Annotated in this window: 16 protein-coding genes; 11 read left to right on the top strand and 5 right to left on the bottom strand. The window is 69.7% G+C overall.

The features are described from left to right. Positions 1 to 187: 187 nt before the first annotated feature. Complete coding sequence (locus IG194_RS02040; protein ID WP_043314254.1) at positions 188 to 2116, bottom strand: ATP-binding protein; 1929 nt, start codon at positions 2114 to 2116, stop codon at positions 188 to 190. A gap of 197 nt (positions 2117 to 2313) precedes the next feature. Between IG194_RS02040 and IG194_RS02035 the strand changes: the two genes are divergently transcribed. From IG194_RS02035 to sixA, 3 genes are read left to right on the top strand one after another with little or no spacing between them, the layout of a single operon-like run. After that, complete coding sequence (locus IG194_RS02035; protein ID WP_058490265.1) at positions 2314 to 3336, top strand: NAD(P)H-dependent glycerol-3-phosphate dehydrogenase; 1023 nt, start codon at positions 2314 to 2316, stop codon at positions 3334 to 3336. A 37-nt stretch (positions 3337 to 3373) separates the two neighbouring features. Then, a complete protein-coding gene (locus tag IG194_RS02030; protein ID WP_371921149.1) occupies positions 3374 to 3700 on the top strand; it encodes a DUF4389 domain-containing protein in 327 nt (108 codons plus the stop codon). Then, complete coding sequence (sixA, locus tag IG194_RS02025; RefSeq protein ID WP_043272187.1) at positions 3697 to 4161, top strand: phosphohistidine phosphatase SixA; 465 nt, start codon at positions 3697 to 3699, stop codon at positions 4159 to 4161. The genes IG194_RS02030 and sixA overlap by 4 nt, the downstream gene beginning before the upstream one ends. A gap of 44 nt (positions 4162 to 4205) precedes the next feature. Here sixA and IG194_RS02020 read toward each other — a convergent pair whose 3' ends face one another. Then, positions 4206 to 4697, bottom strand: a complete 492-nt coding sequence (locus IG194_RS02020) for an MgtC/SapB family protein (protein ID WP_058490264.1) — start codon at positions 4695 to 4697, stop codon at positions 4206 to 4208. 195 nt (positions 4698 to 4892) lie between these two features. On the opposite strand from IG194_RS02020, the gene IG194_RS02015 reads away from it, so the two are divergent. The 8 genes from IG194_RS02015 (at position 4893) to IG194_RS01980 (ending at position 12684) form a co-directional block, all read left to right on the top strand. Further along, the gene (locus tag IG194_RS02015; RefSeq protein ID WP_058490263.1) at positions 4893 to 6560 is read left to right on the top strand and encodes an AMP-binding protein; all 1668 of its coding nucleotides are present in this window, start codon (positions 4893 to 4895) and stop codon (positions 6558 to 6560) included. A gap of 17 nt (positions 6561 to 6577) precedes the next feature. Next, positions 6578 to 7006 carry a hotdog fold thioesterase gene (locus tag IG194_RS02010; RefSeq protein WP_009618548.1) on the top strand — a complete coding sequence of 143 codons (429 nt, stop codon included), beginning with the start codon at positions 6578 to 6580 and terminating at the stop codon, positions 7004 to 7006. Positions 7007 to 7277: 271 nt separating this feature from the next. Then, complete coding sequence (locus IG194_RS02005) at positions 7278 to 8081, top strand: AraC family transcriptional regulator (RefSeq protein ID WP_009618550.1); 804 nt, start codon at positions 7278 to 7280, stop codon at positions 8079 to 8081. 38 nt (positions 8082 to 8119) lie between these two features. Next, positions 8120 to 8761, top strand: a complete 642-nt coding sequence (locus tag IG194_RS02000; RefSeq protein ID WP_058490262.1) for a LysE family translocator — start codon at positions 8120 to 8122, stop codon at positions 8759 to 8761. Between the two features lie 109 nt (positions 8762 to 8870). Then, complete coding sequence (locus tag IG194_RS01995; protein ID WP_024128626.1) at positions 8871 to 9683, top strand: alpha/beta fold hydrolase; 813 nt, start codon at positions 8871 to 8873, stop codon at positions 9681 to 9683. Beyond that, the gene (locus tag IG194_RS01990) at positions 9680 to 10540 is read left to right on the top strand and encodes an alpha/beta fold hydrolase (protein ID WP_058490261.1); all 861 of its coding nucleotides are present in this window, start codon (positions 9680 to 9682) and stop codon (positions 10538 to 10540) included. Before IG194_RS01995 ends, IG194_RS01990 begins: the two co-directional genes overlap by 4 nt. Positions 10541 to 10731: 191 nt before the next feature. Continuing rightward, entirely contained in the window at positions 10732 to 11544 is an 813-nt protein-coding gene (locus IG194_RS01985; protein ID WP_058490260.1) for a DUF4892 domain-containing protein, read from the top strand. 72 nt (positions 11545 to 11616) lie between these two features. Then, positions 11617 to 12684, top strand: a complete 1068-nt coding sequence (locus IG194_RS01980) for an AI-2E family transporter (protein ID WP_009618560.1) — start codon at positions 11617 to 11619, stop codon at positions 12682 to 12684. A gap of 182 nt (positions 12685 to 12866) precedes the next feature. Here IG194_RS01980 and IG194_RS01975 read toward each other — a convergent pair whose 3' ends face one another. From IG194_RS01975 to xopAW, 3 genes are all read right to left on the bottom strand, one after another. Further along, positions 12867 to 14117 carry a CynX/NimT family MFS transporter gene (locus tag IG194_RS01975; RefSeq protein ID WP_058490259.1) on the bottom strand — a complete coding sequence of 417 codons (1251 nt, stop codon included), beginning with the start codon at positions 14115 to 14117 and terminating at the stop codon, positions 12867 to 12869. Positions 14118 to 14148: 31 nt separating this feature from the next. After that, complete coding sequence (locus IG194_RS01970; RefSeq protein ID WP_043272180.1) at positions 14149 to 14793, bottom strand: FadR/GntR family transcriptional regulator; 645 nt, start codon at positions 14791 to 14793, stop codon at positions 14149 to 14151. 641 nt (positions 14794 to 15434) lie between these two features. Further along, on the bottom strand, positions 15435 to 16199 hold the full coding sequence (gene xopAW, locus IG194_RS01965) for an EF-hand domain-containing protein (RefSeq protein WP_058490258.1): 765 nt from the start codon (positions 16197 to 16199) through the stop codon (positions 15435 to 15437). Positions 16200 to 16228 lie beyond the last annotated feature (29 nt).

Raw genomic sequence — 16228 nt, 5'->3', positions numbered from 1 at the left:
CCGCGCGCCTCATTCTTGTAGCGGCGTCCTGCGGCAGCCTAGTCATAGACTATTGCCTGATGGTTAAAGTCACAGCACCGGGCGAACGGTTGTTCACTTTCTTTCGGTGCCTCGTTGCTCCAGCTGGGCGTGCATTTTGCCGATCAGCCTCGCAGGCCCACGAGTTTGGGCGAACAGGCCCCGCGGATCAACGGCCGGAAGTCAACCAGCGCTGCAGAATTTTCTGTAGATCAGCGCGCTTGAACGGCTTGGCCAGGTAATCGTCCATGCCCGACTCCAGGCACAGCTCGCGATCGCCCTGCAGGGCATTGGCCGTCAGGGCGATGATCGGCACCTGCTGGCGTCCGGGAAGTGCGCGAATCTGTCGCGTGGCCTCGTAGCCGTTGAGCAGCGGCAGGCGGCAATCCATGAGGATGGCATCGAATTCGTTGCGTTCTGCCGTGCGTACTGCCTGCGCGCCATCGCCGACCAGAGTGACGCGATAGCCGAGGCTGCGCAACATGGCTTCTATGACCGTTTGATTCACCGGGTTGTCCTCCACCAGCAGCACCGACTGGCCGGTGGCCTGCTCCGAAGCGCGCAGGGCGCGTTCGGCCGCGCCCAGGCTGCGCGCCTGGAAGGGCAGGGGAATCTCCAGGGTGAAGGTCGAGCCCAGGCCTTCCTCGCTGGATGCCTGCAGGGTGCCGCCCATGCGTTCGGCCAGGGTGCGGGCGATGGCCAGGCCCAGGCCGGTGCCGCCGTAGCGCCGCGAGGTGGACGAGTCGGCCTGCTTGAAGGCCTCGAACATGTGCTCCAGGCGTTCCGGGGAGATGCCGATGCCGCTGTCGTTGACCGCGCAGGTCAGCCACAGCACTTCGTCGTCCAGGGCCTGCCAGCGGACTTCCAGACGGATGGCGCCCTCCTCGGTGAATTTCAGCGCGTTGCCCAGCAGGTTGACCAGGATCTGCCGCAGGCGCGTCGGGTCGCCCCGCACCTCCAGGTGCTCCAGCCCGGGCTGGACGTCCATGCGCAGCGTCAGGCCGCGTTGCTGGGCGCTGTGCTGGAAGGCCAGCAGCGAGCCCTGGATCAGCTCCAGCACGTTGAAGGGGATGCGCTCCAGCTCCAGGGCGCCGCGCTCGATGCGCGAGAAGTCGAGGATGTCGTTGATGACCTTGAGCAGGTGCTCGGTGGACTCGGTGGCCAGCGCCGTGTATTCGGCCTGCTCGTGGTTGAGTTCGGTGGTCTCGAGCAGTTGCAGCATGCCCAGCACACCGTTCATCGGCGTGCGCAGCTCATGGCTCATCATCGCCAGGAAGTCCGACTTGCTGCGGTTGGCCTGCTCGGCCTCCTCGCGGGCCGCCACCAGCTGGGCGATGGTGCGTTCCTGCTCCTTGCTGGCCTGCTGCAGGCCGCGCGCCAGATTGTTGATGTGCCGTGCGAGGTCGCCGACTTCGCCGTTGTCCAGCACCGGCAGGCTGGTCTGGTAGTCGCCGGTCTGGATCGCCTGCACCGCATTGGCCATGGTGCTGATCGGCGCCGCCAGGCGCTGCGCCAGGCGGCGGGCCAGCAGCAGCGTCAGCAGCAGGGCGAAGAAGGCCAGCAGGCTGGCCTTGAAGAGGATTTCCTGCTGGCGTTCGCTGAAGGCGTCGTTGGCCATGCCCACCACCACGCGGCCCAGGTAGTCGGCGTCGCTGGCCGGCTGGTCCTGGCGGCCCGGTGTGTGGCGCAGCGTGGCGGCGTCGCCCGGTACCTCGGGGGCGACGTGCTCGCGCTGGATGGCGGCGTGGAACACCTCGATCTTGGGCGCGACCTGGCCGTTGTCGCTGGGCGGCTGCTCGGCGTAGACGAGAATCTCGTCATTGCGGTTGCGCACCTCGATGAAGCGGACGTGCGGCGTGCCCAGGGTGGTGCGCAGCAGGCTCTGCAGCACCGGCAGGTTGCCCGAAAGCACGCCATACTCCGCTGCCGGAGCGAGCTGGTTGGCGATGAGCTGACCGGTGTGGTTGAGCTCCTGGCGCAGGTCCTGCAGGCGCGAATAGGTGAAGTAGCCGGTCAGCAGCAGGGTCAGCAGCAGTGCGGGGCCGAGGCTGATGGCGAGCATGCGGTTCTGGATGTTCCAGCCCTTGCGCGGAGTCATCGTGCCTCTCCGGCGGCTGGTCGATTCTGGCGATGGTGCGTGGCGTGCACGGAACGGCCCTGTTCTCGGTTTTCTACGGGTACGGATGTTAAACGAGGCGGGGCGCTTTGCCAGCGTGCGATGTGCACTGGCCGCCTGGCGGTGGCGCCTTATAATGCCCCAATCGCCGCCCGCGTGCGGCCCGTGATGGAAGTGACATGACTGAGCAGCAACCGATCGCTGTGCTGGGCGGCGGCAGTTTCGGCACCGCCTTCGCCAACCTGCTGGCGGAGAACGGCCAACGCGTGCGCCAATGGATGCGCGACGAGGAGCAGGCCGCGAGCATCCGCGCCCTGCGCGAGAACCCGCGCTACCTCAAGGGCGTGCGCATCCACGAGAACGTCGAGCCGGTCACCGACCTCGCAGCGACCCTGAGCGATTGCGAACTCATCTTCGTCGCCGTGCCCTCCAGCGCGCTGCGCAAGGTGCTGGAGCCCTTCGCCGGGCAACTGGCGGGCAAGTCTCTGGTCAGCCTGACCAAGGGCATCGAGGCGCAGAGCTTCAAGCTGATGAGCCAGATTCTCGAGGAGATCGCCCCGGCCGCGCGCATCGCGGTCATTTCCGGGCCGAACCTGGCCCGCGAGATCGCCGAGCATGAGCTGACCGCCACCGTGGTCGCCAGCGAGGACGAGGCGCTCTGCAGCCGCGTGCAGGAAGCGCTGCACGGCCGCACCTTCCGCGTCTACGCCAGCGGCGACCGCTTCGGCGTCGAGCTGGGCGGCGCGCTGAAGAACGTCTACGCCATCATCGCCGGCATGGCCGCGGCCCTGGGCATGGGCGAGAACACCAAGGGCATGCTGATCACCCGCGCCCTGGCGGAGATGACGCGCTTCGCCGTCAAGCTCGGCGCCAACCCCATGACCTTCCTCGGCCTGGCCGGGGTGGGCGACCTGATCGTCACCTGTTCGTCACCGAAAAGCCGCAACTATCAGGTCGGCTTCGCCCTGGGCGAGGGCCTGAGCCTCGACGACGCCGTCGCCCGCATGGGCGAGACCGCCGAAGGGGTGAACACCCTCAAGGTGCTCAAGGCCAAGGCCGACGAACTGGGCGTCTACATGCCGCTGGTCGCCGGGCTCTACGCCATCCTCTTTGGCGGGCGCACCCTGGCCCAGGTGATCCAGGCGCTGATGAGCGGCGAGCCGAAGACCGACACCGACTTCATTCCCACCAGTGGCTTCTGAGGAGATACCCATGTCCGCTGATCGTTTGGCCGACCGTATGAACAAGGAATCCCTGGCCCTGCGCATCCTCTGGATGCTGCTGTTCGCCCTGGTGTGGTACGTCGCGCAGATGCTGCTCGGCGCCGTGGTGGTGGTGCAGCTGGTCTACCGCATCATCTACGGCGCGCCCAGCGCCAGCCTGCTGGCCTTCGGCGACAGCCTCAGCCAGTACCTGGCGCAGATCGGCCGCTTCGGCACCTTCAACAGCGACGAGAAGCCCTGGCCCTTCGCCGACTGGCCGGCCGCCCGCGCCCCCGAGGGCGAGGCCGCCCATGCCGTGCCGCCGGCGCCGCACCCGGTGCGCGACGAGGAGCCGAAGTTGTGAGGATCTGGCTGCTGCGCCACGGCCAGGCCGAGCCCCAGGCCCGCCGCGACGCCGAGCGGGAGCTAACCGCCCATGGCCGCAAGGAAGTGCTGCAGAGCGCCGGGCACCTGGCCGGCCACCCGCTGGACGGCATCCTGGCCAGCCCCTACGTGCGCGCCCAGCAGACCGCCGAACTGGTGCGCGAGGCGTTGGGCTTCGACGGCGCGGTGGGCACCGCGCCCTGGCTGACGCCGGACGACGACCCGCGCGACGTGCTGCGCTTCCTCGACAACCGCAGCGAGCGCAACCTGCTGCTGGTCAGCCACCAGCCGCTGATCGGCTCCCTGGGCGGGCTGCTGGTGCACGGCAGCCGCGACGAGGCGCTGCCGATGGCCACCGCTTCCCTGGCCGAGCTGGAAGGCGAGGGGCCGCTGGCGGGGTTGATGACGCTGGTTTCCCTCTACCATCCCGGACGCGGTTGATGGTTCCGCCAGGGCCCCGCATGGGGCCTTGGCGTTTCTGCGGGTCAATTCGGCTTGTCGTCGTCCGTCAGGCTGACGTCGTCGTTCGGCCCGCGCCCAGCCAGGCGCTGCTCCAGGCGGTTGCCCAGCACCAGGATCAGCAAGGTCAGCGCCAAGCCGACGGCGGCGGTCAGCACGTGCCCGGTGCCGCAGGCCAGGCCGAGCATCGACGAGACCCAGATGGTCGCGGCGGTAGTCAGCCCCTCGACGCGGTAGCGGCGCTCGTGGTGGACGATGACCCCCGCGCCGATGAAACCGATGCCGGTGAGCACGCCCTGGGCCACGCGGCTGGCGGCATCCGCGGTGCCCGGCTGCAACTGCTGGATCACCGTGATCGCCAGCGCCGCGGCCAGGGCGGTGAGGGCGTGGGTGCGCAGCCCGGCGGGGCGGTGGTGCAACTGGCGGTTGAGGCCGATCAGACCGCCGAACAGGGTGGCGCAGAGCAGGTTGAACAGCAGCGGCAACTCGGCCAGCGCGCTGTCGGTGATGAACGGCATGGGCAGCTTTCCACAGGGGCCTGCCGCTGCTTTTAGCAGTTCGCCGTCGGACGCGCCATGCGCTGCTGAAGCATCTCCCTACAAAAGTTCACATATCCCTTCTTGCCAGTCTGTAGGACGCATGGAATATTCGACCAAGCAAGTGCTTGGTTGATCTATCGCTACACCTCTAGAACAACAAAAAAGGAGGGGCATGTGGTCACTGAAATTCGTTCTCCGCTCGAGCAATTCCTGCAACGCGAGGCGCGCCATCCGGACAAGCGCTACCTGGTCCAGCCGTTGCCGGGCGGCCAGGTGCATAGCCTCACCTGGGGCGAGGCCGGTGACCAGGCGCGGCGTGCAGCCGCCTGGCTGCGCAGCCTGCAACTGCCGCCGGGCAGCCGCGTGGCGATCATCTCGAAGAACTGCGCGCACTGGATCATCGCCGACGTCGCCATCTGGATGGCCGGGCACGTCTCGGTGCCGCTGTACCCGAACCTCACCGCCGAATCGGCGCGCCAGGTGCTGAGCCACTCCGAAGCCGCGGTTGCCTTCGTCGGCAAGCTCGACGACTGGCCGGCGATGGCGCCCGGGCTGCCGGCCGAAGTGCTCAGCGTGTCCCTGCCGCTGCATCCGGCAGGGCGCTTCGACCACAGCTGGGACGACCTGCAGGCCTGCGAGCCGCTGCAGGAGGTGCCGCTGCCGGACCCCGCCAGCCTCGCCACCATCATCTATACCTCCGGCACCACGGGCACGCCCAAGGGCGTGATGCATTCCTACGCCAACTTCGACTTCGCCGCCAGCCACGCCATGCAACTGTTCGGCGTCGGCGAGGAGGACCGCCTGCTGTCCTACCTGCCGCTGTGCCACGTGGCCGAGCGGATGTTCGTGGAGATGGCCTCGATCTACGCCGGGCAGACGATCTTCTTCGCCGACAGCCTGGACACCTTCATCGCCGACATGCGCCGGGCGCGGCCCACGGTGTTCTTCGGCGTGCCGCGGATCTGGACCAAGTTCCAGATGGGCGTCTACGCGCAGATGCCGGCGCAGAAGCTCGACCGCCTGCTGCGTCTGCCCATCGTCGGCCGCCTGGTCGGGCGCAAGGTACTCGCCGGCCTCGGCCTGGACGCGGTGCGCTACGCCCTGTGCGGCGCGGCGCCGGTGCCGCCGGCATTGCTCGACTGGTATAGGCGCCTGGGCCTGAGCGTGCTGGAGGTCTACGGCATGACCGAGAACTGCGGCTACTCCCATGTGTGCCGCCCGGGCAAGCAGCGCGAAGGCTGGATCGGCCAGTCCAGTCCCGGGGTGGAAGTGCGCATCAGCGACGAGGGCGAGGTGCAGGTGCGCAGCGGCGCGACCATGCTCGGCTACTACAAGGACCCCGAGCGCACCGCCGAGACCCTCACCGAGGACGGCTACCTGCGCACCGGCGACAAGGGCGAGCAGGACGCCGACAGCAACCTGCGCCTGACCGGCCGGCTCAAGGAAATCTTCAAGACCGGCAAGGGCAAGTACGTCGCCCCGGCGCCCATCGAGAACCGCCTGGCGGTGCATTCGCGCATCGAGCAGATCTGCGTGGTCGGCGACGGCCTGGTGGCGCCGCTGGGGTTGTGCGTGCTGTCCGAGGTCGGCCGCCAGGAGGCCGCCAACGGCTCGCGCTCGCAGCTGGAGGAGAGCCTGCGGCAGCTGGTGGAGGAGGTCAACGGCGAGCTGGACAAGCACGAGCGCCTGGCCGGGCTGGTGCTGGTGAGGGACGTGTGGAGCGTGGACAACGGCTTCCTCACGCCTACTCTGAAGATCAAGCGCAACGTGGTGGAATCCACCTACGGCGCGCGTTTCAACGAATGGGCCGAGCGCCGCGAAGCGGTGCAGTGGCATGACTGACTGCCGGGAGTGAATGCATGAGCCAGTGGCGCACTACGCCTGACCTGGAGGCGCTCAACGCCAACCTGAAGAAGACCATAGGCGAGGTCCTGGACATCCGCTTCGAGGCGGTGGACGACGACTCGCTGACCGCCAGCATGGTGGTGGATGCGCGCACCCACCAGCCCTATGGCTTGCTGCACGGCGGCGCCTCGGTGGTGCTGGCGGAGACCGTCGGTTCCACCGCCAGCTACCTGTGTATCGACACCAGCAAGTACTACTGCGTGGGCCTGGAGGTGAACGCCAACCACCTGCGCGGCCTGCGCAGCGGGCGGGTGACGGCGGTGGCGAAGGCGGTGCACCTCGGCCGCTCCACCCACGTCTGGGAAATCCGCCTGCATGGCGACGACGGCAAGCCCAGCTGCATCTCGCGGCTGACCATGGCCATAGTGCCGCTGGAGCGCTAGGCGATACGCAAGACCTGTAGGAGCGGGCCCTGCCCGCGATTTCGCGCGCAGGGCGCGCTCCTACAAGGAAATGGCGCGTGTGGGGCGGCGTAGGAGCGGATCTCATCCGCGAATCGCGCCGATACGTCCGGCTATCGCGGACAAGGTCCGCTCCTACAGGGAAGCGCCATGCCTCACGACGGACCGTAGGAGCGGACTCCGTCCGCGATTCGCCTTCCGGCCGCGCAATTTTATCCAAGACCTGCCGGCGCCCGGGCGCTAGAGTAGGCCCATGGAACGCATCGAACACCACCGCAGCGGGCTGCCCGGCGTGCGCTACATCGACGCCGAGTACCACCGTTTCGCCTTTCCCCGGCACTTTCACCTGGACTACCACATCGGGCTGATGCTCGACGGTCGCCAGCGCTACGTGCACGCCGGCGAGCGTTGCCTGGCCGGTGGCGGCGACATCCTGCTGATGAGCCCGGAAAGCATCCACGACGGCGCCAGCGAGGGCGACGGCGGCTACCGCATCCGCGTGCTGTCCATCGAGCCGCAGTGGTTGGAGCAGGCCGCGCGCAGCCTCAGCGATGGCCGCCAGGGTACGCCGCGGCTGCTGGCCAGCCAGCTGCGCGACGAACAGCTGCGGCAGCAACTGCACGGCCTGCACCAGGTGCTGGCCGCAGGCGAGCGCCTGGAACAGGAAGGCCGGCTCTGGCAGGGCCTGGCCACGCTGCTCGGGCATGCCTCCAGCCTGCGCATCCGCGAGCCGCGCCAGGGCTTCGACGCCGCGACCTGGCGACGCCTGCGCGACTGGCTGGAATCGCGTCTGGAGAGCCCGCCGACGCTGGACGAACTGGCGGCCTTCTGCGACCTCAGCCCCTGGCAGGTGCTGCGGCGCTTCCGCAACCACTGCGGTCTGCCGCCGCACCAGTGGCTGACCCAGCTGCGCCTGGAGCGGGCCCTGCCGCGGGTGCTCGCCGGCCAGCCGCTGAGCGAGGTGGCGCTGAGCCTGGGCTTCTACGACCAGGCGCACTTCAGCCGCCTGTTCCGCCGCACCTACGGACTGCCGCCGGCGCGCCTGCGCCAACGCTGATCCCACTCCGATCCCCCTTTCCCCTGGAGAATCCCGCCATGCAGGAGGCCCACGCCTTGCTGACGCTTACCGCCGTATTCGCCGTCGCCCTGGTCAGCCCGGGCCCGGATGTCGCCCTGGTGGTGCGCACCGCTTTGCACCAGGGGCGCCGCGCCGGTGTGCTCAGCGCCCTGGGCCTGGCCTGCGGCATCCTGGTCCACGGCACCCTGGTGCTGACCGGCGTGTCGCTACTGCTGCGCCATTCGCCGGTGCTGTTCGGCCTGCTGCAGGGAGCTGGCGCGCTCTACCTGGGCTGGCTTGGCATCGGCGCGTTGCGCGCCTGGTCGCGGCGTGGCGCGGGCGGGGCAGGGCGCCTGGACGGCGAGCTGCCGGCCTCGCCGCTGGGGCCCTGGCTGCGCGGCCTGGCGACCAACCTGTTCAACCCCAAGGCGCTGGTGTTCTTCCTCGCCCTGCTCAGCAGCCTGATCCCGCTGGACATGTCCGTGCCCGGCAAGCTGGCGGTGGCGGCCATGCTGTTCTGCACCGGCTTCGCCTGGTTCAGCCTGCTCAGCGTGACCCTCACCCGCCCGGCGCTGCAACAGCGCCTGCTGCGGGCGGTACCGGTCATCGACGGCGCCTGCGGCCTGGTGTTCCTGCTGGTGGCCGGCGGCATCGCGCTCAGCCTGGCGCGGCAGTTCTGAGGCGCCCTGGCTTTTGGCCGGAGTGCCCTGGCCGGCGGTGGGCCCGGCCATTGTGGCCAGCCATGGCCTGGGGGAGAATTCCGCAGTCATCAGCACTGCGGTCACCGGCATGTCCCACGCGATCTTCTTCGCCCACGCCAACGGCTTCCCCTCGGCCACCTACGGCAAGCTGTTCCAGGCCCTGGCGCCGGAATTCGAGGTGCGCCACCTGGACATGCACGGCCACGACCCGCGCTTCCCGGTGAACGCCAACTGGGCGAACCTGGTGGACGAACTGCTGTTCCACCTGGAGGCCCAGGGCGCGCCGGTGTGGGGCGTCGGCCATTCCCTCGGCGGCCTGCTGCACTACCATGCCGCGCTGCGTCGCCCGGAGCTGTACCGCGGCGTGCTGATGCTCGACTCGCCGACCCTGACCTTCGCCGACCAGTGGGTGATCCGCGCCGCCAAGCGCTTCGGCTTCATCGACCGCATCACCCCGGCCGGGCGCACCCTGGGGCGGCGCGAGGCGTTCGCCGACTTCGACGAGGCGCTGCGCTACTTCGGCGGCAAGTCGCTGTTCCGCCGTTTCGACCCGGACTGCCTGGCGGACTACGTGCGCCACGGCCTGGCCGCGAGCGGCCAGGGCCTGCGCCTGAAGTTCGACCCGGCCACCGAGATCAGCATCTACCGCAACGTGCCCCATGCCGCGCCGGGCAGCCCGCGGCGCCTGGCGGTGCCGCTGGCGCTGGTGCGCGGCCGCCACAGCCGGGTGGTGCTGCCGCACCATGCCCGCGCGGTGCGCCTGGCGCCCCAGGGCGAAGCCCTGTCGCTGCCCGGTGGGCACATGTTCCCGCTGGAGCGCCCGCGCGACACCGCCGAACTGATCAAGCAGGTAGTCGAGCGCTGGCAGCGCCGCGCCGAACAGGAGAATTCCCGCCCATGAGCGCCCAGGTCGAAGAGATCCGCCTGAACCTTCCGCACATCGAACTGGCCGCGCACCTGTTCGGCCCGGAGGACGGCAAGCCGGTGCTGGCCCTGCACGGCTGGCTGGACAACGCCATGAGCTTCGCGCGCCTGGCGCCGAAGCTGGACGGGTTGCGCATCGTCGCCCTGGACTTCGCCGGCCACGGCCACTCGGCGCACCGCGCCCCCGGGGCCAGCTACCTGCTATGGGACTACGCCTACGACGTGCTGGCGGTGGCCGAGCAACTGGGCTGGGAGCGCTTCTCGCTGCTCGGGCACTCCATGGGCGCCATCGTCTCGGTGCTGCTGGCCGGCGCCATGCCCGAGCGCATCGAGCGCCTGGCGCTGATCGACGGCCTGGTGCCCTACACCGGCGAGGCCGACAGCGCGCCGGCCAAGCTGGGCGAGGCGCTGAAGGCGCAACTGGCGCTGCCGAACAAGCGCAAGCCGGTGTACGAAGCCATCGACCGCGCGGTGGAGGCACGCATGAAGGGCGTCGGCGCGGTCAGCCGCGAAGCCGCCGAACTGCTGGCCCGGCGCGGCCTGATGCCGGTGCCCGGCGGTTTCACCTGGCGCAGCGATGCGCGCCTGACCCTGCCTTCGCCGCTGCGCTTCACCCGCGCCCACGCCGCGAGCTTCGCCCAGGCCGTGCAGTGCCCGGTCAGCCTGGTGCTGGCCCAGGGCGGCATGCTCTCTGCCGAGCCGGGCATCCGCAAGCTGATCGACGGGCGCCCCTTCGACGTCCACGAGCTGCCCGGCGGCCATCACCTGCACCTGGACGACGAAGCGGGGGCGCAGGCGGTGGCGGCGATCTTCCAGCCGTTCCTGGGAGAGTAGGCGCGGGGAAACACCCCGTTGCCGCACCCCGCTTGACTAAAGCGGGGCTTGCCACGACGCTGCATGGATCGCAGTCGGGAGATTCTGCATGATTCAGCTCTTCGCCACCGCCATGCCGGGCGGCCCCAAGGATTCCAGCGGCCCGGGCGCGCATGCCCCGCGGCGTGCGCAACGGAGGTGCGACGCCTGACATGCCTCGCCTTTCCCTGCTGCCCCTGGTGGGCACGCTGCTCGCGGCCAGTGCCTTCGCCGCCGACGTTCCCGACAGCCACGACCTTGACGTGCTGCCCCGTTTCCCGAGGGCGGAGATCGTCGATTTCACCAGCGCCCCCGCCACCGAGCGCGTCTACCCGCTGGGGCCGATCAGCCGCATCAGCGGGCGCCTGCGCATGGAGGGCGAGGCGCGCGCCCTCGGCCAGCTCACCGCGCTGACCTACCGCCTGCCCGACGAGGACTCCAGCGCCAGCGCCTTCGCCGCCGCGCGCAAGGACCTGCTCAAGGCCGACGCCACCCCGCTGTTCTGGTGCGAGGGCCGCGACTGCGGCTCCAGCAGCCTGCTGGCCAACGCGGTGTTCGGCAAATCCAGCCTCTACGGCCCGGACGACCAGCAGGCCTACCTGCTGGTGCGCCTAGCCGCGCCGCAGCAGGACAGCCTGCTGGCGGTCTACGCCATCACCCGCGGCAACCGCCGCGCCTACCTGCACGCCGAGCAACTGGACGCCGGCAGCGCCCTGGGCGAACTGCTGCCCAGCGCCGCCACCCTGATGCGCCTGCTCAAGGCCAACGGCGAGCTGACCCTCAGCCACGTGCCCGCCGAGCCCGGCGGCGCCTGGCTCGACCTGCTGGTGCGCACCCTGCGCCAGGACACCGGCGTGCGCGTCGAGCTGGCTGGCGCCCACGCCGCCGACTGGCGCAGCGCCCTGGCCGGTCAGGGCGTGCGCGATGCCCGCCTGGAGCTGGGCAGCGGCGAAGGGGACGGGCTGCACCTGACCTGGCTACGCTGATTCGCCTACGCTGAAGCTGGGCGCGCCCTGTGCCCGGCTGCCGTCGCCGTACCGAGAAGGAGTCCGGCCCCGATGTTCGATAACCTGCTGTTGCGCATCCTCCTGGTGGTCCTGCTGGTCGCCACCCTGTGGGTGCTGGCGCCGTTCTGGACGGCGCTGTTCTGGGCCGCCGTGCTGGCCTTCGCCAGCTGGCCGCTGATGCGCCTGCTGACGCGCCTGCTGGGCGGCCGCGAGGCCCTGGCGGCGGGCGTGCTGACCGCTTTCTGGATCATCGTGGTGGCGCTGCCGCTGCTGGGCCTGGGCTTCGGCCTGGCGGACAAGCTGCGCGCCGGCGTCGAGCTGGTGAAGAACCTGCAGGTCTCCGGCCTGCCGCCGCCGCCGAGCTGGCTGGCGCGCACCCCGCTGATCGGCGACCGGCTGATCGGCTGGTGGTACTCCATCGACCAGCAGGGGGTGGCCATCTTCTCCGCGCTCAAGCCCTACATGGGCGAGGTCGGCAACTGGCTGCTGGCGCGTTCGGCCAAGCTGGCCGGGGGCATCTTCGAGCTGGTCCTGAGCCTGGTGCTGATCTTCTTCTTCTACCGCGACGGCAAGCGCCTGGAGGCCTTCGCCTACCAGATGCTGGAGCGCCTGATCGGCCCGCGCGCCGAGCACTACATGGAGCTCATCGCCGGCACCGTGCAGCGGGTGGTCAACGGCGTGATCGGCACCGCGGCGGCCCAGGCAGTGCTGGCCTTCATCGGCTTCAGCATCGCCGGGGTGCCCGGCCCGATCCTGCTCGGCCTGCTGACCTTCGTCTGCAGCCTGCTGATGGTCCCGCCGCTGGTCTGGGGGCCGGCCACCGTCTGGCTGTTCTTCCAGGGCGAGTACGGCTACGGGGTGTTCCTGGGCATCTGGGGCTTCTTCGTCATCAGCGGCGTGGACAACATCCTCAAGCCCTACCTGATCAGCCGCGGCGGCAACCTGCCGCTGGTGGTGGTGTTGCTCGGCGTGCTCGGTGGGCTGCTCAGCTTCGGCTTCATCGGCCTGTTCCTCGGCCCGGTGCTGCTGGCAGTGGTCTACAACCTGGTCAACGACTGGATCGAGAGCCCCAAGCGCGGCACCCTGCCGCCGGGCGGCCCGGGGGACAAGGCGCCCTAGGCCAGCTGTGCAGAAACCTGTAGGAGCAGGCCCTGCCTGCGATTCGCGCGCAGGGCGCGCTCCTACAGGGGGATGGCGTGGGTGGGTCATCCGCGAATCGCGCCGGCATGTCCGGCTATCGCGGACAAGGTCCGCTCCTACGACCGTGCTTCCCTGGCGCCGTTGGCCCATGCAGCGAAGCCCTACGAAAGCGCCTCGCTGCGCACGCCGACCAGGCGGTCGCGGCCGGCGCCCAGGCCGGCCACCAGCGCGCCCAGGCTGATGGCGATGAAGATGACGCCCACCGCATTCCAGCCGTCGCTCAGATCGTGCACCAGGCCGACCAGGAAGGGCCCCAGGGCCGCCAGGGTGTAGCCCACGCCCTGGGCCATGCCGGACAGGTGCGAGGCGACGTGGGCGTCGGGCGAGCGCAGCACGATCAGCGCCAGGCCGATGCTGAAGGTGCCGCCCTGGCCCAGGCCGAGCACCACCGCCCACAGCCACAGGCTGCCGCCGGGCGCATAGAGCAGGCCGAGCAGGCCGGCGAGGGTCAGCGCCAGGACCAGGAACACCACCAGGCGCTGGTCGCGCCCGCGGGTGCCGAACCAGGGCGCGCCCAGGGCGCTGAGCAGCTGCACCATCACCGAGCCGGACATCATCAGCCCGGCGGCCGTCGGGCTCAGGCCGCGGTCGATGAGGATCGACGGCAGCCAGCCGAACACGATGTAGGCCAGCGACGACTGCAGGCCCATGTACAGGGTCACCTGCCAGGCCAGCGGATCGCGCCACAGGCCGCGGACCTGGAAGGCCTGGCGGTGGGCGTGCTGGGCCTGGCGCGTCTGCGGCAGCCAGACCAGCGCGGCGAGCACCGCCGGCAGGGCCCAGGCAGCGAGGGCCGGCTGCCAGGCGTCGCCGAACAGTTCGGCCAGGGGCACGCTGGCCCCGGCGGCCAGGGCCGCGCCCAGGCACAGGGCCATGGTGTAGACGCCGGTCATGATCCCGGCGATGTGCGGGAAGTCGCGCTTGACGATGCCCGGCAGCAGCACGCCGATGATGCCGATGCTGGCGCCGGCCACCAGGCTGCCGAGGAACAGCCCGGCGATGGGGAACAGGCTGCGCAGGACGATGCCGGCGGCCAGCAGCAGGAGGATCGCCAGCACCGCCCGCTCGGCCCCCAGGCGCCGTGCCAGGCGGGGCGCCAGCGGGGCGAACAGGCCCAGGCAGAGCACCGGAAGGGTGGTCAGCAGGCCCGCGGCTGCGGCTGACAGGCCGGTGTGCTCGCGCACTGTGTTCAGCAGCGGCGCCAGGCTCGACAGCGCCGGGCGCAGGTTCAGCGCCACCAGCACCAGGCCGAGCAACAGCAGCCAGGGCCGCACCGGTGCGGGTGTAGGGGCGGGGGCTTCGTCGATCTCGGCGTCGATCAGCAGTTCGTCGGCGTGATGTTGTTGGGGCATGGTGGCGATCGCAAGGCAGTGGGAAGGGAAGTCAGATCAGCAGCGCGCGGTTGGCGGCCGCGGCCGCCTCGGCGTCCTGGCGCTCCAGGGCGTCCAGCAGTTGCCGGTGCAGCTCGAAGGCCGGCTGCGGGCGGCCGGGTTCGCTGATGGTGTGTTGCAGGCCGGCGCGGATGACCTGGGAGAAGTAGCGGTACAGCTCGCTCAGCAGCGGGTTGTGGGCGCTGTCCACCACGCGCTGGTGGAAGGCCAGGTCGTGCTCGACGTAGGCCTGAAGGTCGCCGCCGAAGTGCTGCGCGCTGAGCGCCAGGGCCTGGCGCAGGGCGGCCAGGTCGGCGTCGCTGCGGCGCAGGGCGGCCAGGCGCGCGGCCTCGACCTCGATCACCCCGCGCGCTTCCAGGGCCTGTTCGATGGAGCCGCGGGCCAGGGCCAGCATGGTGTCCAGCGGGTCGGCGCAGGCGCGCACGTAGGTGCCGTCGCCCTGGCGCACTTCCAGCACGCCGGAGAAGGTCAGCACGCGCACCGCCTCGCGCACGGTGTTGCGGCTCATGCCGAGAATTTCCGCCAGCTCCGGTTCCGGCGGCAGGCGCTGGCCGAGGGCCCAGGCGCCGCTGTCGATGCGCTGGCGGATCTGCTCCAGGGCGATGTCGACCAGGGAGCGTTTGAGGGGATTGGCCATATAGACATCCAATCATCGGATGATTAGGCCGGACAGGCTACTGCAGCGGTGGGGGGGCTGGCAAGGCGCGGATCGTCCCCCTGTCGGAGCGCGCACTGCACGCGAAATCGCGGACGGAGTCCGGCAAGCACAACACCCCGTAGGATGGTGTTGAGCGAAGCGATACCCATCACCATGGTCCGATGGGTATCGCAAGCTCAACCCATCCTACGAAAAGCATCTCGGCGCGGTTGGCAAGACAACTGCCCCTACAGGGTTACGCCGAACCTCCGGCGCCCGATGAAAACGGCGGATAACGCCGTAGGCGTTATGCGCCCTACGGGAGCATCCCGGCACCCGTAGGATGGTGTTGAGCGAAGCGATACCCATCGCCATGGTCCGATGGGTTTCGCAAGCTCAACCCATCCTACGAAAAGCATCTCGGCGCAGTTGGCAAGACAGCTGCTCCTACAGGGTTACGCCGAACCTTCCGGTGCCCGATGAGAACGGCGGATAACGCCGTAGGCGTTATGCGCCCTACGGGAGCATCCCGGCACCCGTAGGATGGTGTTGAGCGAAGCGATACCCATCGCCATTGCCCGATGGGTATCGCAAGCTCAACCCATCCTGCGAAGAGCATCCCGGCGCAGCCGGCAGGAGGCTCAGGCAGCGATATTGAGCAGGCTGCCGCTGGTGTTCTGGTAGCTGGCGGCGCTGCTGTCCTGGTAGTGCCTGGCCAGCATGGCGAGCATCTGCTGCACGGCTTCGGCGCCGGCCGAGCCGCTGTTGGTGCTGGATGCGTCGCTGCTGGTGCTGCTGGCCAGGCTGCTGTCGGTTTCCCCGGAAGCGGGCGGCGGGGGCGGCGGCATGTCGCCCTGGGCCTGCTGCAGGGCGCTGCTCAGTTCGTCCTGGCTGATGCTGCCGTTGCCGTCGCTGTCCAGGGCGCTGAACAGCTCGCTGCTGTCGGTGCCGGAGGCGCTGGCGGCGCTGAGTTCGTCGCTGCTGATGCTGCCGTCGCCATCGCTGTCCAGGGACGACAGCAGGTCGCTGGCGGCCTGGTCGGAGGAGGGCGGCGGCGGAGGCGGCGGCATGTCGCCCTGGGCCTGTTGCAGGGCGCTGCTCAGTTCGTCCTGGCTGATGCCGCCGCTGCCGTCGCTGTCCAGCTGGGCCAGCAGCGAGTCGATGTCGATGTCGCCGCTGTCGCTGTCGCTGCCGGAGGCGGATAGCGCGCTGTCCAGCTCGCTGGAGCTGACGCTGCCGTCACCGTCGCTGTCGAGGGACTTGAACAGGTCGGCGGCGAATTTCTGCGCCTTGTCGCTGCTGCCGCTGGTGCTGGTTGTAGTGCTGGAGCTGCTGGCGCTGCGCTGGGTGCTGGCGAGCGCGGCGCTGCTGTAATAGCTGCTGTAGCTGCTGACTCCGCTGATCATCGGACTGCCTCCATGAGGTTATAGGTCCG

The sequence above is a fragment of the Pseudomonas sp. ADPe genome (assembly GCF_014843515.1).
GTDB lineage: Bacteria > Pseudomonadota > Gammaproteobacteria > Pseudomonadales > Pseudomonadaceae > Pseudomonas > Pseudomonas citronellolis.
This window is presented reverse-complemented; position numbering and strand designations above follow the sequence as displayed.

Coding starts and splice junctions, on each gene's coding strand:
- IG194_RS02040 (WP_043314254.1), bottom strand. CDS start 2,116: ATGACTCCGCGCAAGGGCTGGAACATCCAGAACCGCATGCTCGCCATC.
- IG194_RS02035 (WP_058490265.1), top strand. CDS start 2,314: ATGACTGAGCAGCAACCGATCGCTGTGCTGGGCGGCGGCAGTTTCGGC.
- IG194_RS02030 (WP_371921149.1), top strand. CDS start 3,374: ATGAACAAGGAATCCCTGGCCCTGCGCATCCTCTGGATGCTGCTGTTC.
- IG194_RS02020 (WP_058490264.1), bottom strand. CDS start 4,697: ATGCCGTTCATCACCGACAGCGCGCTGGCCGAGTTGCCGCTGCTGTTC.
- IG194_RS02010 (WP_009618548.1), top strand. CDS start 6,578: ATGAGCCAGTGGCGCACTACGCCTGACCTGGAGGCGCTCAACGCCAAC.
- IG194_RS02005 (WP_009618550.1), top strand. CDS start 7,278: ATGGAACGCATCGAACACCACCGCAGCGGGCTGCCCGGCGTGCGCTAC.
- IG194_RS02000 (WP_058490262.1), top strand. CDS start 8,120: ATGCAGGAGGCCCACGCCTTGCTGACGCTTACCGCCGTATTCGCCGTC.
- IG194_RS01995 (WP_024128626.1), top strand. CDS start 8,871: ATGTCCCACGCGATCTTCTTCGCCCACGCCAACGGCTTCCCCTCGGCC.
- IG194_RS01990 (WP_058490261.1), top strand. CDS start 9,680: ATGAGCGCCCAGGTCGAAGAGATCCGCCTGAACCTTCCGCACATCGAA.
- IG194_RS01985 (WP_058490260.1), top strand. CDS start 10,732: ATGCCTCGCCTTTCCCTGCTGCCCCTGGTGGGCACGCTGCTCGCGGCC.
- IG194_RS01980 (WP_009618560.1), top strand. CDS start 11,617: ATGTTCGATAACCTGCTGTTGCGCATCCTCCTGGTGGTCCTGCTGGTC.
- IG194_RS01975 (WP_058490259.1), bottom strand. CDS start 14,117: ATGCCCCAACAACATCACGCCGACGAACTGCTGATCGACGCCGAGATC.
- IG194_RS01970 (WP_043272180.1), bottom strand. CDS start 14,793: ATGGCCAATCCCCTCAAACGCTCCCTGGTCGACATCGCCCTGGAGCAG.
- xopAW (WP_058490258.1), bottom strand. CDS start 16,199: ATGATCAGCGGAGTCAGCAGCTACAGCAGCTATTACAGCAGCGCCGCG.